Annotated in this window: 22 protein-coding genes; 8 read left to right on the top strand and 14 right to left on the bottom strand. The window is 66.3% G+C overall.

Annotated elements, in window-relative coordinates; all coding sequences use genetic code 11:
- Positions 1 to 126 precede the first annotated feature (126 nt).
- Positions 127 to 396, bottom strand: a complete 270-nt coding sequence (locus tag JOE48_RS08565) for a hypothetical protein (protein ID WP_210029186.1) — start codon at positions 394 to 396, stop codon at positions 127 to 129.
- A gap of 139 nt (positions 397 to 535) precedes the next feature.
- On the opposite strand from JOE48_RS08565, the gene JOE48_RS08570 reads away from it, so the two are divergent.
- The gene (locus JOE48_RS08570) at positions 536 to 2,692 is read left to right on the top strand and encodes a hypothetical protein (protein ID WP_210029187.1); all 2,157 of its coding nucleotides are present in this window, start codon (positions 536 to 538) and stop codon (positions 2,690 to 2,692) included.
- A gap of 2,067 nt (positions 2,693 to 4,759) precedes the next feature.
- Here the strand turns inward: JOE48_RS08570 and fghA are convergent.
- The 13 genes from fghA to JOE48_RS08635 all read right to left on the bottom strand — a co-directional run bounded on the left by fghA (position 4,760) and on the right by JOE48_RS08635 (position 18,637).
- Positions 4,760 to 5,593, bottom strand: coding sequence for an S-formylglutathione hydrolase (gene fghA, locus JOE48_RS08575; protein WP_210029188.1), 834 nt, complete (start codon positions 5,591 to 5,593; stop codon positions 4,760 to 4,762).
- 176 nt (positions 5,594 to 5,769) lie between these two features.
- On the bottom strand, positions 5,770 to 6,906 hold the full coding sequence (locus tag JOE48_RS08580; protein ID WP_210029189.1) for an S-(hydroxymethyl)glutathione dehydrogenase/class III alcohol dehydrogenase: 1,137 nt from the start codon (positions 6,904 to 6,906) through the stop codon (positions 5,770 to 5,772).
- Positions 6,907 to 7,451: 545 nt separating this feature from the next.
- The gene (locus tag JOE48_RS08585; RefSeq protein WP_210029190.1) at positions 7,452 to 8,717 is read right to left on the bottom strand and encodes a cytochrome P450; all 1,266 of its coding nucleotides are present in this window, start codon (positions 8,715 to 8,717) and stop codon (positions 7,452 to 7,454) included.
- A 66-nt stretch (positions 8,718 to 8,783) separates the two neighbouring features.
- Positions 8,784 to 10,202 carry an FAD-containing oxidoreductase gene (locus JOE48_RS08590; RefSeq protein ID WP_210029191.1) on the bottom strand — a complete coding sequence of 473 codons (1,419 nt, stop codon included), beginning with the start codon at positions 10,200 to 10,202 and terminating at the stop codon, positions 8,784 to 8,786.
- The gene (locus tag JOE48_RS08595; protein ID WP_210029193.1) at positions 10,202 to 10,663 is read right to left on the bottom strand and encodes a DUF4126 domain-containing protein; all 462 of its coding nucleotides are present in this window, start codon (positions 10,661 to 10,663) and stop codon (positions 10,202 to 10,204) included. Before JOE48_RS08595 ends, JOE48_RS08590 begins: the two co-directional genes overlap by 1 nt.
- 134 nt (positions 10,664 to 10,797) lie before the next feature.
- Complete coding sequence (locus tag JOE48_RS08600; RefSeq protein WP_245252763.1) at positions 10,798 to 11,661, bottom strand: NmrA family NAD(P)-binding protein; 864 nt, start codon at positions 11,659 to 11,661, stop codon at positions 10,798 to 10,800.
- A gap of 135 nt (positions 11,662 to 11,796) precedes the next feature.
- Positions 11,797 to 12,345 carry a carbonic anhydrase gene (locus JOE48_RS08605; protein WP_210029195.1) on the bottom strand — a complete coding sequence of 183 codons (549 nt, stop codon included), beginning with the start codon at positions 12,343 to 12,345 and terminating at the stop codon, positions 11,797 to 11,799.
- Positions 12,346 to 12,383: 38 nt separating this feature from the next.
- The gene (locus JOE48_RS08610) at positions 12,384 to 12,845 is read right to left on the bottom strand and encodes a hypothetical protein (RefSeq protein WP_210029196.1); all 462 of its coding nucleotides are present in this window, start codon (positions 12,843 to 12,845) and stop codon (positions 12,384 to 12,386) included.
- Entirely contained in the window at positions 12,842 to 13,732 is an 891-nt protein-coding gene (locus JOE48_RS08615) for an alpha/beta fold hydrolase (RefSeq protein WP_210029197.1), read from the bottom strand. The genes JOE48_RS08610 and JOE48_RS08615 overlap by 4 nt, the downstream gene beginning before the upstream one ends.
- Before the next feature lie 46 nt (positions 13,733 to 13,778).
- On the bottom strand, positions 13,779 to 14,222 hold the full coding sequence (locus JOE48_RS08620) for a MarR family winged helix-turn-helix transcriptional regulator (RefSeq protein WP_210029198.1): 444 nt from the start codon (positions 14,220 to 14,222) through the stop codon (positions 13,779 to 13,781).
- Positions 14,223 to 14,377: 155 nt separating this feature from the next.
- Positions 14,378 to 15,778: a DHA2 family efflux MFS transporter permease subunit gene (locus JOE48_RS08625; RefSeq protein ID WP_210029199.1), complete on the bottom strand. Its 1,401-nt coding sequence runs from the start codon at positions 15,776 to 15,778 to the stop codon at positions 14,378 to 14,380.
- A 67-nt stretch (positions 15,779 to 15,845) separates the two neighbouring features.
- Positions 15,846 to 17,429, bottom strand: coding sequence for a DHA2 family efflux MFS transporter permease subunit (locus tag JOE48_RS08630; RefSeq protein ID WP_210029200.1), 1,584 nt, complete (start codon positions 17,427 to 17,429; stop codon positions 15,846 to 15,848).
- A gap of 26 nt (positions 17,430 to 17,455) precedes the next feature.
- Entirely contained in the window at positions 17,456 to 18,637 is a 1,182-nt protein-coding gene (locus tag JOE48_RS08635) for an HlyD family secretion protein (RefSeq protein WP_210029202.1), read from the bottom strand.
- Positions 18,638 to 18,660: 23 nt separating this feature from the next.
- On the opposite strand from JOE48_RS08635, the gene JOE48_RS08640 reads away from it, so the two are divergent.
- The 7 genes from JOE48_RS08640 to JOE48_RS08670 all read left to right on the top strand — a co-directional run bounded on the left by JOE48_RS08640 (position 18,661) and on the right by JOE48_RS08670 (position 26,980).
- Positions 18,661 to 19,413, top strand: coding sequence for a TetR/AcrR family transcriptional regulator (locus tag JOE48_RS08640; protein WP_312893140.1), 753 nt, complete (start codon positions 18,661 to 18,663; stop codon positions 19,411 to 19,413).
- Positions 19,414 to 19,709: 296 nt separating this feature from the next.
- Complete coding sequence (locus JOE48_RS08645) at positions 19,710 to 20,564, top strand: class I SAM-dependent methyltransferase (protein WP_210029203.1); 855 nt, start codon at positions 19,710 to 19,712, stop codon at positions 20,562 to 20,564.
- A 737-nt stretch (positions 20,565 to 21,301) separates the two neighbouring features.
- Positions 21,302 to 22,249, top strand: coding sequence for an ABC transporter substrate-binding protein (locus JOE48_RS08650; protein WP_245252764.1), 948 nt, complete (start codon positions 21,302 to 21,304; stop codon positions 22,247 to 22,249).
- On the top strand, positions 22,246 to 24,288 hold the full coding sequence (locus JOE48_RS08655) for an ATP-binding protein (RefSeq protein ID WP_210029205.1): 2,043 nt from the start codon (positions 22,246 to 22,248) through the stop codon (positions 24,286 to 24,288). Before JOE48_RS08650 ends, JOE48_RS08655 begins: the two co-directional genes overlap by 4 nt.
- Positions 24,285 to 24,683 carry a response regulator gene (locus JOE48_RS08660; protein WP_210029206.1) on the top strand — a complete coding sequence of 133 codons (399 nt, stop codon included), beginning with the start codon at positions 24,285 to 24,287 and terminating at the stop codon, positions 24,681 to 24,683. The genes JOE48_RS08655 and JOE48_RS08660 overlap by 4 nt, the downstream gene beginning before the upstream one ends.
- The gene (locus tag JOE48_RS08665) at positions 24,680 to 25,945 is read left to right on the top strand and encodes an adenylate/guanylate cyclase domain-containing protein (protein ID WP_210029207.1); all 1,266 of its coding nucleotides are present in this window, start codon (positions 24,680 to 24,682) and stop codon (positions 25,943 to 25,945) included. Before JOE48_RS08660 ends, JOE48_RS08665 begins: the two co-directional genes overlap by 4 nt.
- 48 nt (positions 25,946 to 25,993) lie before the next feature.
- Positions 25,994 to 26,980: an ABC transporter substrate-binding protein gene (locus JOE48_RS08670; RefSeq protein WP_210029208.1), complete on the top strand. Its 987-nt coding sequence runs from the start codon at positions 25,994 to 25,996 to the stop codon at positions 26,978 to 26,980.
- Positions 26,981 to 26,987: the final 7 nt, after the last annotated feature.

The raw sequence follows: 26,987 nt of genomic DNA on the forward strand, positions 1-26,987 counted from the left end.
GGTCTGGAGAAGTTTTGCCGGAAATCGGACGCGTTCATATCGATCCGAGGCAGTCGCAAGGGCCATTCCGCCGAATATTTTTGACCAGGCATCTAGCGGATTTTTTGATCACTGTAATTTTTCAAATCATCGGATCAAACTCTTCGCGTCGATCTCCGGCATCTTCGCCATCTGGTCGAGAGGCACGACCGCCATTACGTGGCCGTCCGGCATCTTGATGATGTTGAACTGCTTGCCGGTGGCTTTGTCGGTAGCCATCGCGACGAAGAGCTCCATCGGCGCGAACGGCGTAACGACGAAGTCGTGTCCCCAGGCGCCGACGAGGCTTGAAAGGGAGGCCATGGCCATGCTTGTGCCAGCGAGAAGATAGACGGCCGGCAAAATCGTGCGCACCATGATAGATCCCTTCCGGTTTGATCGATAGGATTTCGCAGGTTTGGACCGAGCAGTTACCGGCAGTGGATCGTCATCACGCGCCTCGTAACGGGCAGCCGCTGGCGGACGAAAAAGCGGCGGGGCGAAAAGCGAGGGACGGATGACGGCGCAGGGCGAGCAGCGGCGCGTCGTTCATCGGACAGCCTTCGGGCTCGTTCGTGGAGTCTCATACGCGTTACGTACCGCCGGCCGGATCGCCGGTGCGTTCTTCCTCGCGGCTTTCAGCATCCTCTTCCTGAACTACGTGGTCCTCTCGACCGACAAGGCGCACGCCTACCGCAATCTGGACCCAGGCCTTGCCGAATGCCGCGATGGGCTGGCGAACGGCTGGACGATCCTTGCCGATACCGGCCGTGAGACCTTGCGGTCGACGATGCCGATCGACGGTGACGGCTGGGTCGATGTCAGCAACGATGAGGACGCGGCGATCGACAGGGATTCCCGCTGGGCGACGCGGCTGCGCTGCGCCCTGCAGCGCCACCGCGTCTCGGCTCGCGCGCCCGGCGGCCGGGACCTCGCCTACCATTTCGGCTTCATCGAATTTCAGGAGGATGGCGAACCCTACGCCCTGGTTTCCCGCGAAGGGGCCAGCGACTCCGCCATCGACAGCGCGATGCTGCGCCACGCCATGGACACCGAGATGCGGGCCAAGGGCATGCCGGCCACGATGGTCAAGCCCGTCATCACCCAGCTCGACGCCCTGAAGAAGCATCTTTCGACCGGTTCGCACTACGTGATCGCATTCGTCCACGGCTGGCGGCACGACGCGCGGATCGGCGACCGGAACGTGGCGGATCTGCGCCTTTACGCAGCCCACGCCGCCCGATTTCTCTCACAGCGCTGCCCGAGCGATCCAAGCGTCTGCGATATGGATGTCACAGCGATCTATATCGGCTGGCGTGGAGCACGGGTCGACGAGCGCGGTCTCCGGCGCTGGTTCGGCGATACGATCGGTGGCTTTTTCGGAAATCTCTCGGCGGGCGCCACCTTGTTCGATCGGAAGCCGGTGAGCGAAGCCATCGCGCCTGCGGCGATCTCAGCCTTACGCACACTTGAGACGACGCTCAGCGCGCCGGGCACGCACAACAAGTTGATTGTCGCCGGGCACAGCCTTGGCGGCAACATGCTGGCGAGCGGGCTCAAGGATGACGTGATCAAGGCGGTGCGGCGCCATCGATTTGGAGAAACGCTACCGCCGATCCTCGGCGATCTCGTGGTCCTGATCAATCCTGCGTCCGAAGCGAGCAAGTGGACGTCTATCCAGCGCGAAGTCTGGATGAAGTTGGCCGACCATGCCGACGCCAACACGCCGGCTGCAGAGGTCGAGCGCGACGACGGTTACTTCCCCACCGACCAGCGGCCAGTCCTGATGTCGGTGACCGCGGCCCTGGCATTCCCAGCGGGCGGCTTGCGGCCTGGTGACTGTGCGTGGATCGGTCTCGATGTCGACGATGCCTATGCCGCTGCCCGCCGGAAAATCCGGAGCCGGCTCTCGGCGACTGACCACATGTTCGATGCGGGCGTCGACTATGATTGGGCGACCCACGATTTATTCCCGACCTTCAAATTCGATTTCCGCCCGGCGGCGGGCTTTCTCGACCGAGTGGCAGCAAGGTTCGAGGGCCGCCAGCCTCGCGGCGAAAGTTGTAGCGCGCCGGCGCCCGTCGATCTCGGAGCCGAATTGCTGACCCTGCCGCTACGCACCCTATCGCTGCTTGCCGCAACCTTCCCGTTTCAAAACACCGCGCGCGAGGATTCACACACCATCGGCAATCTCGATCCGCCGCGGCCAGCGGCCGGCGTGCTCGCCGATGCCCAGCCTTCGGCTGCGCCCTTCGGCACGACCCACGAACTGCTCGGTCTTGATGCATCTGGGCTTGAGCGGCACCACCCCTATGCTACCCTCGCTGACGACACCCTTGACTGCCCGCGCTCCGACCACTGGCTGACGCGAGCCCGAGTGGCGCGCGCAGCCCGACGCGGCAACTTCTGGGACAGCGCCGACCTCGTGCCTGGCAGCTTCGGCGAGAGCGGGCCGGCCGCACGCTTCCTGCACGGCCTTCAGTTGACAGGCATTGCGCCGATCACTCGGCCCAACGACCCTTTCTGGAATGTCCGGGCTTTCGACAACGCGCTCTCGCGCCACGACGGCTACCGACTGTCTTCGTTCATTTGTGCCTTGAATCAGCTCGTCATGGACAACATCACGGATGCGCAGTCGTTGATGAGTGATCACCAAGGCTCCCAGAGCCCATGAAGGCTATTGCAAAATACTAGTTTGATCAGATTTTGCTGCAAAGCGGATGATCGCAAATCCACTTACCGGATGCGCTGAGAGGGCTACCAGCGCAGGCAGGACATGGCCGAAAACTGCCCGTCATCTTCCAAGAAGCGGCGCCCGAGGAGCAGACATTCGCTTAATGATCCAAGTCGGTTACTGTCATGTGGGATCAGCAGGAAGACGTCCTTGCTCGGCGGCACGGGACGGAGATTGATAAATCTTAAGTGCGGGTCGCTGTGACGGATGTAATGGGGAAGGAGCGCACGCCCAACACCAGACCGGGCGGCGATGGATCGCGCGAATTGGTCATGCGCCCGGAAGGCTAGGTGCACGCGTGGGATATGCCGCGTCACCCACGCCGCTCCGGGAAGATTCGCATCCGCCTCGTCGAATCCAATTAAGACCGGTTCGGAGCGCGCCTCGCAGACGTCAGGGCATAACCTTCAGGCCGGCGCTAAACGAAGGTCTCACCCAGGCTGCGTTCCAGGGAGAGGGGCCGCCGCGAGGGAGTAGGTTTTCCACATCGACGGAGGCCGCTCGTGTTCGCAAAGTTCGACAGCCTGTTCGACCTGATGGCGGCGTTCCCCGACGAGCAGACGTCCGTTGACCACTTCCGTGCGATCCGCTGGCGCGACGGTGAGTTCTGCCCCACTGCCAGGGCAATCGCATCTATTCGTTCTCGGATCGTAAGACGTTCAAGTGTGGCGACTGCCGCAGGCGTTCTTCGATCAAGTTAGGCACAATCTTCGAGGATACCAAACTGCCGCTGCGCAAGTGATTTATGGCGATTTGGCTCATTACGAACCATCCGAAGGGCATTGCCAGCACGACGCTCGCCAAAGACCTTAAGATTGCTCAGAAATCTGCGTGGCTCGTCTTGCACCGCCTGCGGCACGCTGCGCGCACCAAATCGTTCAACGCGCCGCTCAAAGGCACTGTCGAGGCGGACGAGACCTACGTCGGCGGCAAAGAGGAGAACAAGACTGCCACGGACCGAAAGGGCGGCACGCCATGCTTTCGAATTCCGGGATCTTCAAAGCGAACGGCCGGGCGGGCTGGACCCTACGCCAGCCAGACGATGCGGAAGCGCCCGAGGAGGAGGAAGAGGAAGTGGATCAGGACGACGCAGAACAGCGCGCTCCCAAACAAGCGGAGCGTAGCGCCGAAATCCGGCAAGAAGATTTGGACGACGAACTACCGCCGCCCTCGTCTCCACGGCCTCCCCCTCCGCCTCCTGCGGAGCGTCGGGCATCACCCGCACGCGGAAACTATGGTATAGACGACAACGTTCCGTTCTAGATCGGCCTCGCGCCGGGTCTTTTACAGGCGCGGCATACTAGCTCGCACTTATGGTTTTTTATCTTCGTCGTAAGCTTCAAGTAAACGAACTGGGTCAATATCAGCCACTGCGCCGAGATCGCGAGGGCTCAAAACACGGGGTGGAATTTTGATTTTACAGCTAAGTGTTGATCAGCCAATGCCAGGACGCATCTGAAATTTAATGTGCGTGACTTGATAGTCGCCGGCAGGCAATGTCGAGCCGACACGGGTCAGGAAAAATGGCTTTTGACAATCGACTTCAATGACGCGAGTGCGCTGTTGAGACATGGGGCGTCCCTTTCGCAGGCAGCTCAGGCCGATGAACGAGTCGGGTCAAGCACGTATATTGGTCCTATCGGAAAGGCCATCTCAGAAGCGAAAATCTGATCGGAATCCATCCGGAAACACGTTCGCGATGTCTGCGTCTGAGCGTCCGCGAAGTTTGACGGAATGACCGGGAAAGGCGCCAAGCCGAACAGCCGGTTTTGCGCCCATTGGCAATTCGGCATGACGCAAACTGGCCGGAAGGAGAATGTCCGCTTCGGTGAGAGCGCACTGGAAACGCGGACGAGCCCCGACCGCGCAATCTGAGGTATACTGAGAGTCGCCTGGGGTTTCCCAAACGCGGTCGGATCACTCCCCACCCGCAGGCGCCCTGGACGGCATCGCGCACCCGATGTCGGGAGGAATTGGTCCCCGACTGCGCTGAGGGTGCTGACAATTTTACTTCATGCGAGCGGCGGCCCAGGCGATATGGTCGGCCATGAAGGTCGAGATGAAGAAGTAGGAATGGTCGTAGCCTTCGCGCATGTTGAGGGTCAACGCGATGCCGGCCTTCTTGCAGGCCTCCTCCAGCAGCCAGGGGCGCAGGCCGTCCTGCAGGAAGCTGTCGGCGGTGCCCTGATCCACCAGGAATTCGGGGAAGCGCTTGCCGTCCTCGATCAGCGCGGTGGCGTCGTGAGCGCGCCAGGCGGCCGGATCCGAACCGAGGTACTTCTCGAAGGCAGGCTTCGACCAGCCGGCCGTGGAGGGCTGGGCGATCGGCGCGAAGGCGGAGCAGGACTTGAAGCGCTCCGGGTAGGTTAGCGCGACGGTGAGCGCCCCGTGGCCGCCCATGGAATGGCCGAAGATGCCCTGACGGGTCATGTCGGCGGGGAATTCCTTGGCGATGAGCGCCGGCAGTTCTTCCGTGATGTAGCTCCACATCCGGTAGTTCTTGTCATAGGGCGCCTGCGTAGCATCCAGGTAGAAGCCGGCGCCGGAGCCGAACTGCCAATTGCCCTCTTCGTCCGGGATGCCGGGGCCGCGCGGGCTGGTATCGGGGGCCACGATGATCACGCCGTGCGCGGCGGCGGCCGCGCGGTACTCGCCCTTGTCCATGACGTTGGCGTGCGTGCAGGTGAGACCGGACAGGTACCACAACACCGGCACGGGGCCGTTCTCGGCCTGGGGCGGCACGAACACCGCGAAGGTCATCGGACATCCGGTGGTCTGCGCATCGTGCTTGTAGACGCCCTGCGTGCCGCCATGGGCGCGGGCCTTCGAGATGGTTTCCATCGGCTGTGATCTCCTGTGCGTGGGCTGAGACGATCGTCTTCAGAAAGTCGCGGCTCTCCTCCCCCTGCGGAGAGGAGTTGACGGTGGGGGTGGCTCGGCCAGCCTCAGCCGGCCGAGGGTCTCCCGACCAACCCCCATCCCTGGCCCCTCCCCGCACGGGGAAGGGTTGTCGAGTGTCAGTAGACGACCACGGATCGGATCGACTTGCCCTCGTGCATGAGGTCGAAGCCGTGGTTGATCTCTTCCAGCGGCATGGTGTGGGTGATCAGATCATCGATGTTGATCTTGCCCTCCATGTACCAGTCGACGATCTTCGGCACGTCCGTGCGGCCGCGGGCGCCGCCGAAGGCCGAGCCCTTCCAGACCCGACCGGTGACCAGCTGGAACGGACGGGTCGAGATCTCGCGGCCGGCCTCGGCCACGCCGATGACGATCGACTCGCCCCAGCCGCGATGGCAGCACTCGAGCGCTTGGCGCATCACGTGGACGTTGCCGGTGCAGTCGAAGGAGAAGTCCGCACCCCCGCCGGTGAGATCGACGATGGCCTGGACCACCTTGTCGGTGCCGACCTCGTTCGGGTTGATGAAGTGGGTCATGCCGAACTTGCGGGCCATGGCCTGCTTCTCCGGGTTGATGTCGACGCCGATGATCTTGTCGGCACCGACCATCCGGGCGGCCTGGAGGACGTTGAGGCCGATGCCGCCGAGACCAAAGACCACCACGTTGGCGCCGGGCCAGACCTTGGCGGTGTAGATCACCGCGCCGATGCCGGTGGTCACCCCGCAGCCGATGTAGCAGATCTTGTCGAAGGGGGCGTCTTCGCGGATCTTGGCCAGCGCGATGGCGGGCAGGACCGTGAAGTTCGAGAAGGTCGAGCAGCCCATGTAGTGGAACACGGTGTTCGATCCGGAGGGGCTGCCGCCGGTGGAGACGCAGGAGAAGCGGCTCGTGCCGTCCGGCATCACGCCCTGGCCCTGGGTCGCGCGGATCGCGGTGCACAGGTTGGTGCGCTGGGACAGGCAAGACTTACAGTTGCGGCATTCCGGCGTGTAGAGCGGAATGACGTGGTCGCCGGGCTTCAGCGTGGTGACGCCGGCGCCGACCTCGCGAACGATGCCGGCGCCCTCATGGCCGAGGATCGCCGGGAACTTGCCCTCGGAATCGAGGCCCGAGAGCGTGTAGGCATCGGTGTGGCAGATGCCGGTGGCCATCAACTCGACGAGAACCTCGCCGGCCTTGGGGCCCTCGATATCGATGGTCTCGATCGTGAGAGGCTTCTTAGCCTCCCACGCGACCGCGGCGCGCGTCTTCATCACGTGTTCCTATTGTCTGGATGATCACGGACGGCGCCGAACTGCCGACTCTTCGGCGCACCTCACTCAAGGGCTGCGCACCGAACGGTCCGAGGATCTGTCGCGTGTGTGATGCTTCTTGTGCCCGGATGCAACGCCTGCATCCGCGTTTCCGTCGGGGCGACCCCGTTCCGGTCGGTGCGGGACGTGGGTCGCCTCAGCGCAGTCCGAGTCGAGCGCGAACTCCAAACCATGGATCGCACTCTCCCCAGGACCTGGGGCACGCGGCTCGACCGTCTCTCTACTGTCCTGTGGGTGAGCCGGTGCCGGTTACGCCTCCGCCTTCCCGGGACTCCGTCGCCCCCGCTCTCTTGGATCGATCGTCGTCAAACGTCCGGCCGCGCACGCGACCGCAATCCGTCGTGGCGTATTCTGGCCGATCGCTGAACGGCCGGTGACGGATACCAGAGCCGGCGAAGCGGACGCTCTGCCCAGAGGTCTGTGGCCGACAGCTTCCATCCAATCGTCATTTCTCCGGACCGCTCACGAAAGCGGAGCGGTACGCCTCATCGGATTCCGTCGATGGCAATTCCGAGCTGTCGGGGACCGCGCAGTGAGGCACCGGGACGGTAGGGCGGCGGATCCTGCAAGAGGCGCGGCGATACGAGCCTGCGGCTCAGTGCGACGAGGGCGATCTCGGCCTCGATCCGCGCGAGGGGCGCACCAACGCAGTAATGCAGGCCGCCACCGAAGCCGAAGTGCTGGTTATCCTCTCGGTCGGGGTCGAAGCGGTCGGGCTCGGCAAAGCGCGCGGGGTCGCGGTTGCCAGCGGCGAAGACCAGGATCACAGGCGCGCCTTTCGGGATCGTCTCGCCGGCGATCTCGATAGCCGCCAGCGCCTTGCGGGTCCGGAAGTGCACCGGCGGATCAAAGCGCAGCAATTCCTCGATCAGCCGCGGCGACCGCTCGGGATCGGAGCGGAGCCGCTCCAACTCGTTGGGGTGACGCAGGAGCTGAAGCATCCCGTTGGTGATGAGATTCACCGTGGTCTCGTGGCCAGCCACCAGCAACAGGACGGCGGTGGCGATCAGGTCGAAGTCGCCCATGCGCTTGCCTCCGGCGGAGGCCGGGGCGGCAAGGCCGCTCAGCATGTCGTCGACCGGGCGCCGCCGCTTCTCTCGAATCAGGTCGCGCATGTAGGCGGAGATCTCATCGAAGGCCGCCACCGTCCTGTGTCGACCCGCCTCATCGTGGCGAGCGTCCGGCTCTATGGCGGTGGCGAGTTGCGTCGCCCAGGCCTGGAACCGCGGCTCGTCCGCCTCCGGCACGCCGAGAAGCGCGCAGATCACCGTGACCGGGAGCGGATAGGAGAAGTCATCCACGAGGCAGATCCTATCGCGGCCACGCCATGCGTCGATGAGCCTATCCACCTCGCGGACGATGCCTTCACGCAGCGCGTTCACCCGCCCCACCATGAACTGGCGCATCACGAAGCGTCTCAAAGTGTCGTGGTCGGGCGGATCGCGGAAGATCAGCGGGCGATGCGCGGTGACGATCCGGTTCTTGATCGGGTTGAGGAACCAGTCTCTCAGCGGGTTACCGGTGTGAGGACGTCTCGACGGCGGCAGGTCCTCGGAGCTGAGACGCGGGTCGAAGATCAGGCTTCGGATCGCCGCGTGTGCGCTCACGACGTAGCTGCCATCGCGCTGTCGCGAGACCGGGGTCTCCCTCAACCGCGCGTAGAGCGGGTACGGGTCAGCGCGATTGTTCTGCCGGATGATCTCGGAGAACAGCGCATCCCGCTCTTCGACGTGCGGAGGGGCGTCAGGCATGTCGGATCGCTGCCAAGTCCAGGCTCACCTGTCGGGTTGGCCGCATCGCGGCCACCGAACCATCCATCACGGGCTTTCGGTCGATCCGTTCGATGAGCCACCACTCGACAACAGTGGCTTGAGATCTCCGAGCACGGTCGGAATCAGTTCGGACACGGTGGGATGGATCGGGACCGCCCATTGCAGGGTCGGCGCGGTCGCGCCCACGTTCATCATGTCGAGGATGCCGTGGATCGCCTCGTCACCGCCGGTGCCTAGGATCGCCGCGCCCAGGATCGCGCGGCTCTCGGCATCCACCAGCACCTTCATGAATCCCTTTGTCTCGCCCTTCTCCACGGCCCGACCCACCCTGGTCATGGGACGGGTGCCCATCAGCGCCGGTCGGCCGCTCTGGCGCACCTCCGCCTCGCTCATTCCCACGCGGCCGAGAGGCGGGTCGGTGTACAGGGCGTAGCCGGGGATCCGGTCGCTGACGCGTCGGCTCGCTCCGTCGAGGAGGTTGGCGGCCACGATTTCGAAGTCGTTGTAGGCGGTGTGGGTGAAGGCGCCTCGCCCGTTGCAATCGCCGAGCGCGTAGACGCCCGGCACGCTGGTCTGAAGGCCGTCGTCGACGGTGATGAAGCCGCGCCCATCCGTGGCGATGCCGGCCGCGTCCAAACCGAGATCGTCGGTGTTGGGGCGTCGCCCCACGGCCAGCAGCACGTGAGTACCGATGATTTCCGGCTCGCCCTCGGTGCAGTCCACACCGACAGCGACGCCGTCGCCATGGGGCGCGAAGCGGATGCACTCGGCGTTCAGCCTCAGGGCGATGCCCTCGTCTCGCAGGATGCCGGCGACAGCCTCGGAGACGTCCGGGTCCTCGCGGCCGATCAGCCGCGGGCCCATCTCCACGACGGTGACCTCGCTGCCGAAGCGGCGGTAGGCTTGCGCGAATTCGAGCCCGATGTAGCTGCCGCCGACCACCACAAGGTGCTCCGGGATGGTGTCGAGCTGCAGCAGCGCGGTGTTGGTCATGAACGGCACCGCGTCGATGCCGGGCAAGGCCGGCACATGCGCGCGGCCGCCCACGTTGATGAAGATGCGCTCGGCCTCCAGCACGTCCCCGCCGACCAATACCGAATGGCCCGACAAGAACCGGGCGTGCCCCGAGAAGATGGTGCAGCCATCCATGCCGCGCAGCCAGTTCTCGACACCGGCCCGCGCCCGAGCCGAAACGCCCTGCTGGCGCGCGGCGACCGCCTTCGCGTCGATGCCCACACCTCCATGAAGCACGACGCCGTATTCCGCGGCGCGGCGGGCGAGGTGGGCGGCGTAGGCGCTGGCCACCAAGGTCTTTGTCGGCATGCAGCCGGTGTTCACGCAGGTGCCGCCGAATAACTTGCGCTCGATCACCGCGACCCGCTGCCCGGCAGCGGTGAGGCGCCCGGCGAGCGGCGGCCCGGCCTGGCCGGCACCGATGACGATGGCGTCGAACCGGCGTCCCATCACAGTGCTCCGAGAACGAGCGCCCCGGCGAGCAGGGCAACCGCGTCCTCGATGAAGGCGGCCGGGCGGTCCTTGCCGAAGGAGGCCGCGAGGCGTCCGCGCACCGCGGCGCCCCCGAGGGTCCCGATCACGGCGCCGACGATGCCCGCCACGAGCCCCCCGAGGAGCTGTCCGGATGGCAGGCCGATCGCCGCTCCGCTAAGGGCGCCGCTGAGCAGCCGGGGGGCGAACTGCATCGGGACCTTGCGGCTCGGAGTGCTCGGCAACTGGTCCGTGACGAACTCGCCCAGGGCCAGGAGCGTGAACACGTAGGGCGTGAACCGGTAGCTCAGGAAGGCGAGCCACGATCCGTCCAGGTTGAGCCACCCCAGGGCCGCGGCCCAACTCACCACCGCCGGAGCCGTGAACGCCCGAAGGCCCGCGATGACGCCGAGGAGCAACGCCAGAAGATAAAGGGTCACCGGTCGTCTCCTTCGCGGGGAATATCAAAGGAAGCCAATGTCATGCCGGACATCGGCCAGGCGCTGCGGAATCCTGCAGCGCCGTAGTTTTTGCACGTCGTCAGGAACGGGCCGCCGTATGGTCGTTTCTTGTTCTAGCCCTCGTTCAAGACGTCAGCGTGAGCACGGGCGAACTCGCCGACCGTCATCGAACGCTTGCCCGTCAGCAGCTCGACATTGTTGTCCGCCCCGGACATGGCTCCGTGTTGGTACTCTTCCATCGCGCCGGCGAAGTGCTGGACGATGTACGCAGGCACGCCCATCGCTGCCAGCGAGGCGCAGTATTCGTCAACCGGCAGGTCTTGAAAGACAATCTTGCGTCCGAGCGCCTCGGACAGTTCGGCGGCCATCTGATCGTGATCCATCTCGACCGGACCCGAGAGCGGGATGGTTTTGCCGATGTGGGCCGCGGGATCCTTCAAGAGGGCCGCGATGGCGCGACCCTGGTCGTCGGCGGCGATCGGTGAGTGCCGCCCCTTGCCGGCCGGCATACGCAGCACGCCCTGCCTCAGGTACGGGAGCTGCCATGGATAGAGCAGCCATTCGAGGAAGTAGGTCGGCCGCAGGTGGATCACCGGGACGCCGGACCAGTCGAACACCTGTTCGGCGATGAAGGTGTCGCGGCACGACGCGCTCTTCGAGTGGCGGTCTGCGGAACGTTGCGAGAGGTTGACGATCGTCCCGACCCCCGCCTCCTTGGCGGCCTGGGCGAAATTGACGGCGGCACTCAGGAGGCCTGGGGCGACCGGCCAGACGAAGTAAGCCGCGTCGACGCCCTCCATGGCGGCGCGGACGGTATCGATCTCCTGCAGGTCGCCGACGACGACCTCGGCGCCCAGCTTCTCCAGCGCCTCGGATCGGGCGTCCCGCTTGTGAACCATCGCCCGGACGGCGAGGCCGAGTTCGATGGACGACCTCACGGCGGCGCGGCCGGTGTCCCCGGTGGCGCCCGCGATCAAGACCTTGCGTGACATCGTCGGCATCCTTCTGCGTCCATGACCGAAACCATCCGTCGCCCCTCGTTTGCCGGGAGGCCTTCGCGACAGCGGTGACCGCGCCCTGCAGGGACGAGGGCGTCGTGGTGTGTGTGAAGCTCAGGCGTCGGCTTCCGGGCGCAGCCGGCTCGGTGGCACGACCGTGTCCACGCGCCCGGTCGCGACGTCGTAGACGACACCCGTGACGACGAGGCCGGCGGGCAGCCGGAGGTTGGCCTTCACGGCGGCCACGTCCACGGCCACCGCCTTGTAGGGATCCGTGATGGCCAGGCCTTCGAGGGCGGCCTCGTCAACGCGCAGGTACTCCGCGATCAAGTCGGGCACGAGTCGGTACCCGATGTTGATGCCGCAGTCGGTGTGGTGGAGGACGATCAGATTCCAGCCCTCGCCGATGTCCTTGCCCGCGCCCTGGGCGACCTTCCTGAGGATTGCCATCGTCTGGAGCGTCGTCATGTCGACGCGGCCGGCGACGTTGCGGATCACGACGGCCTCACCGGGCGCGAGGTCGAAGACATCCACGGGATCGACCCGGGGGTCGACGCAACCGACGATGATGGTTCTCTCGGACGGCAACATCTTGAGGCCTGAGGCGAACGTCCGCTCGGCGAAGACTTTGTTGCGCTGCGTGAGCGTCTCGACGAAGTCCATACTGCTCTCCTGTCGGTCCGAGGGACCCGGTCGGTCGCTCACTTGGCCGGATTGTTCAGAAGCATCCGCAGGGGGCTGATCGGCCCGAGCGGGATGAGCTGGAACTCCATCAGCCCAGCCGGGCCGAAGGGCAGTTTTTCCAGGAGTGCCTTGGCGTCACCGGCGTCGGTGACGTTCATGAGGAACACGACGCCGCTCTGATCCTGCTTCACGAACCACTGGTCGATCTTGCCGTCGAGGTAGAGAAGCACGGTCGCGCGCACCTCGTCGGGCAGCACCTTCTGCCAGTCCGCGGGGGTCGCCTTCGCGGTGAAGCTGCCGATGGCGAGGACCTTCGTCGTGGGCACGGGCACCGGAGCCCGCGACGCCGCCGTTTCCGGCGGGGTCCCCCCCTGGGCGTGGGCGGTGCCAGGCAGGACCGCCAGGGTGGCCAGGGCGAGGAGCCCAAGGCCTCGACCCGCGAGATCCCGAGCGACCGGGCGAGCGAAGAGGCGGTTCATGACAGCATCTCCGCGGCCACGAGGGCAGGCTCGTCGAGCTGCAGCCAGTGACCGGCCGATAGGAGGCGGAGGGAAGCGTTCCTGAAGTAGGAGGTGTACTCACGCGCGTGATCCGCGCTGAAGTAAGGATCGTTCTCACCCCAGATGACCTTCGCCGGGATGTCGAGCTTGGCCAGCTCGGGGATGCGCGCCGCGTTGCGCTCCATCTCGTCGAAAAACTGCGCCGTCATCTGCACGAAGGCCGGTCCGGCGCCATCCACGCGGAAGTTTTTGTCGATGACCGGGCCGAGGAAGGCGTCGTAATGCGCCTTGTGCTTGTCCGCGAGGTGCCGCTTGAAGGCCTCGCGCTGGAAGTTCACGACCCATCCGAACTGCTCCGGGCTCTGGATGAGGGCGCCCGACAGCGCCGCGAGACTTGGAGTTGCGAACAGGGTGATCAGCTCGGGCCATCGCGCGGCCGGCGATGCGGCGAAGGCGGCGTTGAGGATAACGAGGGCGGCGGTTCGTTCGGGATGCGCGAGGGCGAAGTTCAGCGCCGCGGCACCTGAGGAGTCGTGCGCGACCGGGACGATCCGCTCCAACCCGAGCTGATCGACGACCGCTTCGAGGTCACCGCGTTGCTGCCGGAAGCTGTACTGCGCTCCTGCGGGCTTCTCCGACTGCCCAAAGCCCAGGAAGTCGAAGGTCACCACCCGACGCCCGGCGGCCACCAAATGGGGGACCAGGTCGTCGTAGATATGCAGGTTGTCGGGGAAGCCGTGCATGAGCACGAAGGCCGGCCCATCGCCCGGATAGTCGCGGGCGTAGACATCGCCCAAAGGGCGTTTGATGCGGTGTTCCTTGAACGCCGGTGCGTCGGCATCCGGGTGGGCTGATAGTCGGGTCACGGCTCTGCCTCATCGGTTGGTGCATATGCAACAATTCGGGTAAAACTCAGACGGCCTCCGGCTTGCTCAGGATGTTGTCGGCGATGTCCATCACGGCGACCGTGCCGGCTTGGCCGAGCAACTTCTTCGCCTGTGCTTGCGCCTCTCGCCATGCGGGTGTCGCCTGGATCAGGAGCGCCTTGCCCGCATCGGTCAGTACGAGTGGCCGGACGCGGCCGTGTGCGCGGGTCGGATCCTCTTCCACCCATCCCGCGGTCATGATGACCTTGAGGTTGCGGGACAGGGTCGACCGGTCCTGGCGGTGATAACGCCCGATCTCTGCCCGACTCGACGGTCCCAATTTGCCGATGACGACCAACAGAACGAACTGCGCGGCACCGACGCCGAACGGTTGAAGCGCCTCGTCGTGGATGGCCGTCACGACGCGGGCGATCAGGCGTGTCCGCATGAGGACGCAGGTACCCCCGATCTCCGCGAGGATCTCCTCCACTGTGTCTTGACAGCCCTGAGATGTCATGACCTTCAATTGGTGCATATACACCTTGATGTCAAGGCCGGGTCTCTTCTGCCGTTCCCCACAATCGGATGCGGGCGGGGGCATCGTGCATTTCCCAGCGGCGGTCGATACGCTCACGCGGGCAGACTTCAGCCCTTCCGGCGCTCCAGCATCAGTCCCCCGCCACTGGCGGCGACGCAGGCCATGACGGTGGCGACGACAGCACCGTGGAAGGCATCGACCAGCGCGGATCCACGAGCGGCGAGGATGCCGCCGATGAGGCTCGTGGCCACGAGACCGCCCGCTCGGGCGACGGCGCTGTTGAACCCCGACGCGGATCCGCTGTGGCGCTCATCGACGGACCCGAGCACGGCAGTCGTGAGCGGTGCGACGGCACAGGCCATGCCGAGGGCCGCGACGACGAGGCCGGGCAGAACCGTCGACACGTACGCGGTGTGCTCGCCGATACGCAGGAGCAGGAGGAACCCGGCCGCGACGACGAGGGGACCGGCTGTCAGGAGGGGCCTGGAGCCGATGCGACCGGCGAGACCACCGAGAACCGGCGAGCCGACCGCGATGACCAGCGGCAAGGGGAGGAGTGCCGCCCCTGCGGCCGTGCTCGAATATCCCGAAGCCTCGATCAGGATGTAGGGCAACAGGACGAGCATGGCTCCGAGCGCTCCGTAGAGGAGGAGCGTCAGCAGCGTGAGGCCGGCGAAGGATCGCGTGCTGAACAGGGCGAGCGGCATCATGGCTCGGTCGCCCTGGCGTCGCTCCCACAGGACGAAGCCGACGAGGAGCGCCGCGCCGATGCCGAGAAGCGTCAGAGCCTGCCAGTCGAAACCCGGATGTCCGGATCCGACGATGAGGCCCCAGGTCATTGTTCCGAGTCCGAACGTCGCGAGGATCGCCCCGCCGATATCGAGGTGCCCGGCGTCGGCGGTGCGGTCGGCCGCGACGTAACGCCAGGCCAGGAAAGCGGCACCGAAGGCCAATGGCAGGTTGACGAGGAACATCGCCCGCCAGCCGATCCCGTCGATCAGCCAGCCTCCGAAAACCGGGCCGATGGCGGCTGTCGCCGCACCCGCGGCGGACCAAGTGCCCACCGCGCGACCTCGGGCCTCTCCGGTGAACGTGTCGCTGAGGATGGCCAGGCTATTCGGCAGGAGGAGCGCGGCTCCGACGCCCTGTCCGAGCCGGGCGGCGACGAGGATCGCGAGGTTCGGTGCCAGGCCGCAGGCCAGCGAGGCGGCCGCGAACAGGAGGGCCCCGAGGATCAGGGTTCGGCGGCGCCCGATCCGGTCGCCGAGCGCCCCGCCCAGGAGGAGCAATGCGGTGAGCGGCAGGAGGTAGCCGTTGATCACCCATTGCAGGCCGGCCGCGCCGCCACCGAGATCCCGACCGAGGGCGGGCAGGCCGACATTCACCACCGACCCGTCGACGAAGGCGAGGCTCGACGCGAGGATGCAGGTCGCCAGGGTCAGTCGGGGGTGTCCAATGGGCTCACGCCTGCGCGACTTCAGGGACCCGTCGTGAGGGGAAGCGTCCAATGCGTGTTCCTACGTTCGAGGGTTCATGGCTGAATCGGTTTCAGAGTCGGGTCGTCCTGAAGCGGTCTCAATGCGCGCCGGCCGCTCCCGCACCCGCTCCGGATTTGCGTGCCAGCAGGACCGCGACCGCAGCCACGGACAGGATGACCCCGATCACCGCGAAGGTGTCGCTGAAGCCCATGACCAGGGCCTGCCGCTTCACGACGGCGCCAAGCTGGCCGACGGCCTTCGCCGTAGCGACAGCGCGATCCGCGATGCCGTGGGCCATGAAGTAGTCGGTCATCTGTTCGAGCCGGGCGCGGACCTCGTCCCGGGTCAGGGTGATCGACTGCCCGATAATGTTGGAATGAAACTGCTCGCGCTTGGTCAACACCGTCGACAGGGTCGCCGTACCGACGGCGCCGCCGAGGTTGCGCATCATGTTCGACAGCCCGGATGCGGCGCCAGCCTCGCTCGGGGCGATGGCGCCGGTGGTGATGGCGCTGATCGGCGTCAGGACGAGCGCCTGCCCGATGGCCCGCACGACGTTCGGGATGAAGAACTGATCGCCCGCGTTGTCGTAGGAAAGCGTGACGTTCATGAAGCAGCTCGCCGCGAAGACGCTGATGCCGACGAACGCGATGTACCGCGCGTCCCAGCGCTTCATCATGAGCGGCACGAGCGGGATGAGCAGAAGCTGCGGCAGGCCCGTCCAGGCCAGGACGTTGCCGGTCTGCTCGGCGTTGTAGCGCTGCACCTGTCCCAGGTACTGGGGCAGGATGTAGACGGTGCCGAACAGGGCGAAGCCGACGAGCGTGTTCGCCAGGACTCCGATGCCGAAGTTGCGCTGCTTCAGGAGGCGCAGGTTGATCAGCGGCTTCGCGACCGTCAGCTCGATGGCGACGAAGGCCGTCAGGAACAACGCGGCGACGATGGCCAGCCGCAGGATGAACGGCGAGGCGAACCAGTCGTCCTTGTTGCCCTCCTCCAGCACCGTCTGGAAGGCCGCCAGGCCGATGGCCATGGTGACGACGCCGGCCCAGTCGCCCTCCTTCAGGAGCGCGAGGCGCATCGGCGAGGGGTCGAGCGTGAGGGCGAGGGACACCACCATCACGGCGCTCGGGACGGCATTGACGTAGAAGATGGTCTGCCAGCCGTAGTTCTCGGTCAGGTAGCCGCCGATGGTCGGGCCGATGGCCGGGGCGAAGGTCACGGCCAGGGCGAAGATCGCGAGCCCGATGGGCTGCTGCGGCTTCGGCAGCTTGGTCAGGACCATGGTGAACGCCATGGGAATCAGGATGCCGCCCGCGAAGCCCTGCAGACCCCGCATCGCGATCATCGAACCCAGGTCGTGGGTGAAGGCGCAGGCGATGGAGAACAGCGGGAACAGGATGCTGTTCACCAGGATGTAGCGGCGAAACGAGAAGACCTTGCTGAGGTAGTCGGTCAGGGGGATCACGATGATCTCGCCGATCAAGTACGAGGTCGAGATCCAGGCGCCGTTGTCCACGCCGGTGCCGATGCCGCCCTCGATGTCGAGGAGCGAGGCGTTGGTGATCTGGATGTTCAGGATCGCCATGAAGGCGCCGATCATGCTGGCCGTGACCGCGATCCACTCGCGGGTGCTCGCACGGGCCGGCTGGGGTGCGGCGGATTGCTGGACGTTCGGCATGGGACAACCCTCCTCGGGGCGATGCGTCACTCGGCCTGCGCGACGGCCGGGCGGCCCTGAGCCTGCGCCTTGGTGTCGATCACCGGCTCGACCGACATGCCGGGCCGCAGGTCGCCCGTGCGGAGGCTGGCCGGGTCCAGCGTGATCCTCACCGGTATGCGCTGCACCACCTTGGTGAAGTTGCCGGTGGCGTTGTCCGGGGGCAGGAGGGCGAAGGTCTGGCCGCTGGCCGGCGCCAGGCTGTCGACGTGGCCGGTGAAGGTGCGACCCGGGAACATGTCGACCTCGACCGTGACCCGTTGGCCGGGGCGGACATCGGTGAGCTGCGTCTCCTTGTAGTTCGCCACGACGTAGACGGCCGCGGTCGGGACCACCGACATGAGTTGAGTGCCGGCATTGACGTACTGGCCGACGCGAAGCGTGCGGTTGCCGACGACGCCGTCCACCGAGGCGCGGACCTCCGTGTAGGACAGGTTGAGCTCCGCCTGGTGCTCCAGGGCCCGGGCACGCGCCAGGGCGGCCTCGGCCTGGGCGAGCTCGGCCTTGAGCTGGCCGACCTGCTTGGTCGCGGAAGCGAGCGCCGCGACATCGCGCTGAACCGTCGCCCGGGAGGCGGCGATGCGGGAGGCCGCCTGCTGGGCGTTCTGAACGGAGCCGTAGCCGGTGGAGGCGAGGTCGGCGTAGCGCTTGTTTTCCTGCTCGGCGAAGACCTGCGTGGCCTGGCTGACGGTTACGGTCGCCTTGGCGGCTTCGATGACCGCCTGCTGCGTCTCGATGGCGGCCTTCTTGCTCTCGATGGTCGCCAGTGCCGCCAGGACGTCGGCCTTCGCCTGATCCACGGAGACCCGGTAGTCGCGGTCGTCGATCCGGGTCAGGACCTGGCCGGCCCTCACGGCTTCGTTGTCGCCGACGAGCACCGCGCCGAGGTAGCCCGAGACCTTAGGGGCGACGGTGACGCTATCGGCCTGGACGTAGGCGTCGTCGGTCGAGACGTTGAAGCGGCCGACCGTCCAGTAGTCCCAGCCGTAGTATGAACCGCCGGCGATTGCGGCGAGGCTCGCGCCGACCATGAGCATCCGGCGGAAACCGCCCCGGGCCTTCCCGGGAGCGTGCAGCTGGTTGGCCTGGGCGACCAGCTTCGGATAGGCGAGCGCCTCGTCCGGCGAGACTTGGCGTTCGACGGTGAATGCGTCCGGATGCTTCGACATGACCGCTGCTCCTGGTGAGGCGGATGCCGGCCTCAGGATCGGCCCGGCATTTTGGAAACTTGCTAGTTTCCAAAATGGTTCCTATAATCTGCGGAGTCAATCGAACCGCCGAGATTTATTTGATGGATCCTCAGGCCCCGTCCGCCCGCCGCTCCCGCGGCCGTCCGCCGACCCGGACGGACGACGAGACCTGCCGCCTCATCGCCGAGGCGGCGCGGCAGGCCTTCATGGCGAACGGTTTTGCCGGCACCAGCATGGACGACGTCGCCCAAACGGCCGGCGTGTCGAAGAAGACGCTCTACCGTCTCGTGCCGAACAAGGCCGGCCTCTTCGAGAGTTCGGTGACGGACCGCATCTCGCGGTTCATGCTGGCGGTCGATCCTGCTGCACTGGACGCGCTGCCTGTCGCCACGGCGTTGGGTCGGATCATGGAGGAGTACGGCCTTCTCACCCTGTCGCCGGACACGGTGGCGATCCAGAAGCTGGTCATCGCCGAGAGCGACCGTTTCCCGGACCTGGCGACCACCTTCTTCACGGATGCGGTCGTGGCGACGCAGCGGGTTCTGGCCGCCTATCTCGGCCAGCAATGCGAGCGAGGAATCCTCAGTATCGAAGATCCCGACATGGCGGCGGGCATGCTTCGGGGGATGATGGCGATGGAGCCGCAGAGGGCGGCAATGATGAAACAGCGTGCACTGCCGTCCCATGAGGAGATCACGGCGCGGGCTCGCCACTGTGTCCAAGTGTTCCTGTACGGCGCCGTGGCGAAAGCCTGACCGGCCACGATCCGACCGGCCGCACAGATCGCTGCCGGTCCGCCGCGGCATCACCGGCCATAATCGTCGCATTCGTGCCCATGGCCGTTCGCCGATGATTTGGCATCGCCGGCAAAGCTGGAAGAACCGCTTGACCACAAGGTGCATATACACCAGTTTGCCGTGATCCAGGAGCTGGTAGACGGGTAAGGCCCTCGCCGATGGCGCCGCAGCGATCCGAAGCTGCGACGTCTGAACTGTCCACCTTGTATGGTGCATATGCACCTCTGCTGGATCGATGGTCAAGGGAGAAGGTCATGGATGCGCTCATCGAGGCGGTCAGGGAGCACTACAGCCCCTCCAACCTGACAGCGCGCATCATAGGGTTGCTGGCGGACCTAGCCCCCGGCGCGCAGCGTCTCACGGTCGACCAGCTTGCGCCGCTCGACCAGTTCCACACGCGCGGCCTCGCAGCCACGTCCGAACTGGCTGGCCTTGCAGGCATCGATGGGCAGACCGAGGTTCTGGATCTGGGATCCGGCCTCGGCGGTCCCGCCCGCTACCTGGCGGCGACGTATGGGTGCCAGGTCGTCGGTGTCGACCTCAGTCCGGAGTTCGTCGAGGCCGCCGCCTACTTGGCACAACGATGCGGCTTGACTGATCGCGTCACGTTCAAGCTCGGAAGTGCCCTCGACCTTCCGGTCCCGGATCAGGCTTTCGACGTCGTGTTCCTCCAGCACGTCGCGATGAACATATCGGATCGCGACCGGCTATACGGGGAGGCGCGACGCGTGCTCCGGCCGGGCGGCCGCCTTGCCATCTATGACGTGGTGATGCGCGAAGGCGAACTGCATTACCCCGTACCTTGGGCATTGGATGACGCGACGAGCTTCGTGTTGCGTGCCGATGCCACGCAGGAAGCCCTGAAGCGGAGCGGCTTCGAGGCTCTCCATTGGCACGACGACACGGACAATGCCCTGTCATGGTTCTCTGCGGCGGCGGCGCAGCCCGCGCAGGGTCCTTCTCTGGCGACGATCCTCGGATCCGAGTTCCCAGGAAGGGCCGCGAACCTCGCTCGAAATATCCGCGAGGGTCGGGCGGGCATTCTCTCGGCCATCCTCAAGCTTGACCCAAGCTTTGATGCTTCCCGAGCCAATGCACGTCACGAATGATCCCATGACATCCGACGCCGTTGGCGGCGGATATTCGATGCGCCGCTTGATCGGATAAAATAACCGACCGCTTCGCGTGGCCTCGCCTCGATGTGTGCGGATTGGCTTCACGAGATCGACATGTCTCGGCTCGACCAACACCCTCCCGACGTTCGAATTTACGGGAGCGAACCGCCTCGCGCGCCAGCCTCTTTGGACCCGGAATGGTTGCGCGCCCTTTGCCTGGAGGCGGGCGCCGACGACGTCGGCTTCGTCTCCGTCGACCGACCTGAGCTCGCGGGTGAGAAGCCTCACTTCCTCGAAGCCCTACCGAAGACCTGGACCCTCCCAACGTGCATTCCGCGACCGAGCTGACCGGCGGGTCTGCGAAGCGGCTGAGTGTCTGTCTCTAGGTCCGCGACGTCTTCGACACGATCTATGTCGCCTCGGCACCGAATCGCGCCGACACGATCAGCGGCGCGAGCGGTCTCCAGAACAACGCGGCGACGCTGATGACCACCACGGGATCAGTCTTCGCGGGTGCGCTGCGGAACATCGTGGGCGGCATGCGGCTGGCATTTTGATAACCGCTCTTGGGCCTGCGCGTGGTGCGAGGTCCGGGCTTGCACTAAAGTCCGCGCTCGATCGCCAGAGCGGCTCCCATGGCCGCGCGTCCGAGCCCGTGCGGCGCGGGCCGATGCTGGTGGGGCTGGCGCGGTGTGCGGATGAGGCGGCGGAGCGTTATCGCTGGATTGCCCTTGGCGCTGGCCGCGTGGCCCCGCGGCGCGCGCGCGCAGGCGCAACAGGCGCACGTGACGGCGCTCTGGCCATTCGCGGCCGACGATGCCGAAGGCCGCGCCCTATCGGCGGCCTTTCACGCGGCCCTCCGTGATCACGGTCAAGGCGCCCTGCGGGTCGAGGATCAGTGGGGCGGAGCCGACCGCGAACGCACGCGCATGCTCGCAGCCGATCTGGTCGCGAAAGAACCGCACGTCATCTTCACGTATCTGAGCGCCCAGCTCACGGCCGTGTCCGCACTGACCAGCAAGATCCCGATCGTGTTCGTCGGGGCGTCCGATCCCGTCGGCTTCGGCTACGTTGCGAGCCTGCAGCGCCCGGGCGGGAACATCACGGGCTTCACCCTGTACGAGTCGTCGCTCGGCGGCAAATGGCTGGCCGCCCTCAAGGAGGCGGTTCCGACTCTCCGGCGGGTCACGCTCCTGGCAAACCCGAGCAGCGAGATACGAGGCAGCAACTTCTACGCGGATCCCTTCAGGAGCGCGGCCGCCGCCCTTGGAATCGAACCCGCCGTCGCGATGGTCCAGAGCACCGTCGACATCGAGCCCGTCATCGCGGAACTCGCACGGCAGGGCGATGCGGGGCTCATCGTGGCGCCCGGCACCTTCAGCGAAGCCAACGGCGACCGCATCGTGGCGCTGGCGGCCGGTCACCGGATCCCGACCGTGTTCGCCATCCGGCGTTTCGCCAACCGCGGCGGGCTGATGTCGTACGGTCCCGACACCGTTGAGGCCGTCCGCCGCGCGGCCGCCTATGTCGATCGTATCCTGCACGGCGACACGCCCGCCACCCTGCCGGTTCAGGCCCCCACGAAGTTCGATCTCGTGGTGAACCTGAAGACCGCGCGCAGCCTGGGGCTGGATGTCTCGTCGGCGCTTCTCGCCCAGGCTGACGAGATCGTCGAATGACGAGCCTTCGCGCGCTCGGCGCGGCTCCCGATCTGAACGGCGCATCGAAGCGGTTCCGGCTTCCGCTGTCCGGAAAGTTCGCGGTGGCCTTCGTCGGCCTCGTGACCCTCGTGCTGCTTATCAACGGCGTCGTCGACCTGTCTCTGAACTTCGAGGATGCCAAGCGGACGGCGATCGAGGTCCAGCGCGAGAAGGCGCGCGGAGCCGCGGAACGCGTCGAGGCCTTCCTCTCGGAAATCGAGAGCCAGATCGGCTGGACGACAAGGGCGGAGTGGCGGCGGGTCCCCCTCGAGCAACAGCGCTACGACTTCATCCGGCTGCTGCGGCAGGCCCCGGCCATCACCGAGGTCGCCTATCTCGATCCCAGCGGCAAGGAACAGCTGCGGGTCTCGCGCCTCGAGCCGGACGTCGTCGCCAGCGGGAAGGACTTCTCCACCGCGTCGCGTTTCACCCAGGCGCTCAAGGACAAGACTTGGTTCGGGCCGGTCTATTTTCGGCGCGGATCCGAGCCGTACATGACCGTTTCGGTCGCCCATGCCGGGCGCGATCCGGGCGTGACCGTTGCGGAAGTCAATCTGAAGCTGATCTGGGACGTGGTCAGCGCGATCCGCAATGGCAGGGACGGCTACGCCTTCGTGACGACCGCGACGGGGCGCCTGATCGCCCATCCGGACCTCAGCCTCGTCCTGCGCGACACCGACCTGTCCAGCCTGCCGGAGGTTGCGGGGGCGCTGTCCGGAAAGGCAGGCGCGAAGGATTACGAGATCACCAGCGGGCTTGGCGGCGGGCTCGTGCTGGCCGCGCATGCCGTCGTCCCGCGGGTCGACTGGATCGTGTTCGTGCAGCTGTCCCTGAGCGAGGCGATGGAACCCCTGACCGAATCGATCATCCAGACGATTTCGCTGATGGGGTTGGGCGTTCTCATGGCGGGCGTGGCCGGAACCTTCCTGGCCCGGCGCATGGTGATCCCGATCCGTCAGCTCGAGGACGGGGCCGAGCGCTTCGGCGCCGGTGACCTGTCCGAGCGCATCGTGATCCGAACCGGCGACGAGATCGAGACTCTTGCCCACCGGTTCAATTCCATGGCGCGTCGCGTCCAGGAATCCTACGAGACCCTTGAGGCCAAGGTCGAAGAGCGGACCCGCGACCTGAACCAGTCCCTCGACGACCTTCAGAGGGCGCAGAGTCGCCTCGTGCAATCCGAGAAGCTCGCCTCGCTGGGGCAGCTCACCGCGGGCATCGCCCACGAGATCAAGAATCCCCTGAACTTCGTGAACAACTTCGCCTCGCTCTCGAAAGAGCTGGTGGACGAGCTTCGGGATGTGCTCAAGCACGCGGCAATCGACCCGGACACCCGAGACGAGGTCGATGAAATCGCCGAACTTCTGAAGGGCAACCTTGATAAGGTGGTCCAGCATGGACGGCGCGCCGACTCGATCGTCAAGAACATGCTGTTGCACTCGCGCACGGGTTCCGGCGATCACCGCCCGGTCGAGATCAACGCCCTCGTGGAGGAGAGCCTGAACTTGGCCTATCACGGCGCCCGCGCGGCCAAGCCCGGCTTCAACGTGACCCTCGCCCGCGATTACGACCCTGCGGCGGGCATCGCCGACCTCTACCCGCAGGAAATCACCCGTGTCCTGTTGAACCTGATGTCGAACGGCTTCTACGCCACCGAGAAGAAGGCGGAGGGCGCCGTTCCGGGCTATGCGCCGACCCTGTCGGTCGCAACCCGGGATCGCGGCGACAGCGTCGAGATCCGCCTGCGCGACAACGGCACCGGGATCCCCGAGAGCGTCAAGGCCAAGATGTTCGACCCGTTCTTCACCACCAAGCCGGCCGGCGAGGGCACCGGGCTGGGCTTGTCCCTCAGCCACGATATCGTGGTGAAGCAGCATGGCGGCACCGTCGACGTCGCCACGGAGCCCGACGCCTTCACCGAATTCACGATTGTGCTGCCGCGCCAGGGGGCTGGGGCGGCTGCGCCGGCGACGGCACCCACACCCGCCTTTGCGGCCGAGCCCAAGAGCCAGCCATGAACGTCCTGATCCTCGTCGTCGATGACGAACCCGACGTGACCGACCTGTTCCGCCAGCAGTTCCGCCGCGAGCTGAAGGCCGGGCGCTTCGAGATGGCGTTCGCGCATTCGGCACCGGAGGCGCTGTCCCGGATCGCGGCCTCGGACGGCCCGAGCCTGATCCTGATGTTCTCGGACATCAACATGCCGGGAATGACCGGGCTGGAACTCCTCCCGCTGGTGCGGGCTGCCCGGCCCGACGTACCGGTGATCATGATCACGGCCTATGGCGACGCGGCGACGCGCGAGGCCGTCGAGGCCGCGGGCGCGGTCGGGCTGATCACCAAGCCCATCGACTTCGCCCTGCTCAAGGCGGAGATCGACCGAAGGCTCGCCACGATCGCGGGGACGGAATGAATCCGGGCCAGCCCTGCGCCAAGATCCTCGTGGTCGACGACGAGCCGGATCTCGAGGCGCTGATCAGCCAGAAGTTCCGCCGTCAGATCCGCCAGGGTCTCGTCACGTTCCTGTTCGCGCACGATGGGCAGGAGGCGCTGGAGAGCCTGTCGGAGAACCGCGACATCGACCTCGTGGTGTCGGACATCAACATGCCGCGCATGGACGGGCTGACGCTGCTCGCCAAGCTTGAGGAACTCGCCGATCGGCCGACGACCATCATCGTCTCGGCCTATGGGGACATGGCCAATATCCGCACCGCGATGAACCGGGGCGCCTTCGACTTTTTGACGAAGCCGATCGACTTCGTGGATCTGGAGACCACGATCGCGCGCACGCTGCGGCACGTCGAGGCGCTGCGCGAGGGACGGCGGCGGCAATCGCTCGCCGAGCGCGCGCACGCGTCGCTCGCGCGCTACTTCTCGCCGAATCTCGCCGAGCAGCTCGCCGGGGATGCGTCGGGCCTGGAACTCGGCGGCCACCGACGGGACGTCGCGTCGCTGTTTACCGACATTGCGGGCTTTACCAGCCTGGTGGAGAGCCTCGACCCGACCCAGCTGGCCGAAATCCTCAACGGCTACTTCGCCGAGTTGACCGACGTCGTCTTCGCCCACGAGGGGACCGTCGCCAAGATCGTCGGCGACGCGATCCATGTCCTGTTCGGGGCGCCGGGCGATCAGCCGGACCACGCGGCCCGCGCGGTTGCCTGCGCGCTGGCCCTCGACGAGGCCGCAGAGGCGTTCCGGGTCCCCTGGCGCGAACGGGGCATCGAGATCGGCATGACACGGATTGGCGTGCATGCCGGGCCGGCGATCGTGGGGAATTTCGGCGGCGGCCGCTATTTCGACTACACGGCCTACGGCGACACCATCAACACGGCGGCCCGCCTCGAGAACGCCAACAAGGCGTTCGGGACCCGGATCTGCGTGAGCGAGAGCGTGGTGATCCGCGCCGGCCAGTTCCGGGGCCGGCCGCTCGGCGACCTGCTCCTGCGCGGCAAGCAGGAGGCTTTGCGCGCCTTCGAGCCGCTGACCGAAGCCGTCTACGATGCGGCCTCGTTGACCCGCTATCAGGAGGCCTTCGCCAAGCTGGAAGCCGGCGAGGCCGCGGCGCTCCCGTCCTTCGCGGCCCTGGTCGGTCTGCGCCCCGACGACGGCGTGGCCGCCTACCACCTCAAACGCCTGCTCAACGGATCGAATGGGACACGCATCGAGATCCGCTGAAGGCGCGGCGGCGCGCGCCCGCGAGCCGGTGCCGGCGGGGATGCCGGCATGAGACGACGCGACGTGCTCCTGGGTCTGGGCGGCGCGGCGGCGTGGCCGGGATCGGGCCTCGCCCAATCCGGGGGCCAACGCCGGTTGGGGATCCTCCTCGTCTACGGTGAGACTCATCCGGACAGTCCGGTGATCGTCGAAACGCTGAGGGAAACCCTGCAACGGGCCGGATGGATCTGGGGCCAGAACCTCGCCGTCGATCTCCGCTATGGGAACGGCGACGCCGAGACGCTGCGCCGGCAGACGAACGAGATCCTGGCGCAAAGGCCCGATGTCGTCCTGGCGCAGGGCGTCGTCGGGGCGACCGCGCTTCAGCGGGCGACCACAACCGTCCCGGTCGTGTTCATGATGCTGCAGGATCCGATCGGAGCCGGCTTCGTGACCAGCCTGTCGCGGCCCGGCGGCAATCTGACCGGGTTCACGAATTTCGACTTCACCCTGGTGGGCAAGTGGCTCCAGCTCCTCAAGGAACTCAAGCCGGACGTCACCCGCGCGCTCGCCCTGATCAATCCTGATTATCCAGCCCGCCTGGCGGCCTACACGGCCGAACTCGCCCGGGTCGGCCCCGGTCTGGGCATCGAGGCGCGGATCGCCGGCATCCACAACGCCGACGAGATCGCGCAGGCGATCATTCCCTTCGCCAGAAAGCCCGGGGGCGGACTGATCGCGCTGCCCGACGCGGTGACCGGGGTCTACGGTCAGCGGATCATCGATCTGGCGGCGGCCTATCGCCTGCCCGCGGTCTACGCCTACGCGGCGCAGGTGCGGATGGGTGGTCTCGCCGCCTACACGACCAGCGTGGTTCAGGACGTGCAGCGGGCGGCCGGCTACATCGACCGGATCCTGCGTGGCGCCGTCGTCGGCGACCTGCCCGTGCAGGCCAGCGAGCGCTTTCTCACCGTCATCAATCTCAGGACGGCCGCCGCCCTCGGCCTGACGATCGCGCCGTCGCTGATGGCGAAGGCCGACGAGCTGATCGAGTAGCGGCGGC

The organism is Methylobacterium sp. PvR107 (assembly GCF_017833295.1).
GTDB lineage: Bacteria > Pseudomonadota > Alphaproteobacteria > Rhizobiales > Beijerinckiaceae > Methylobacterium.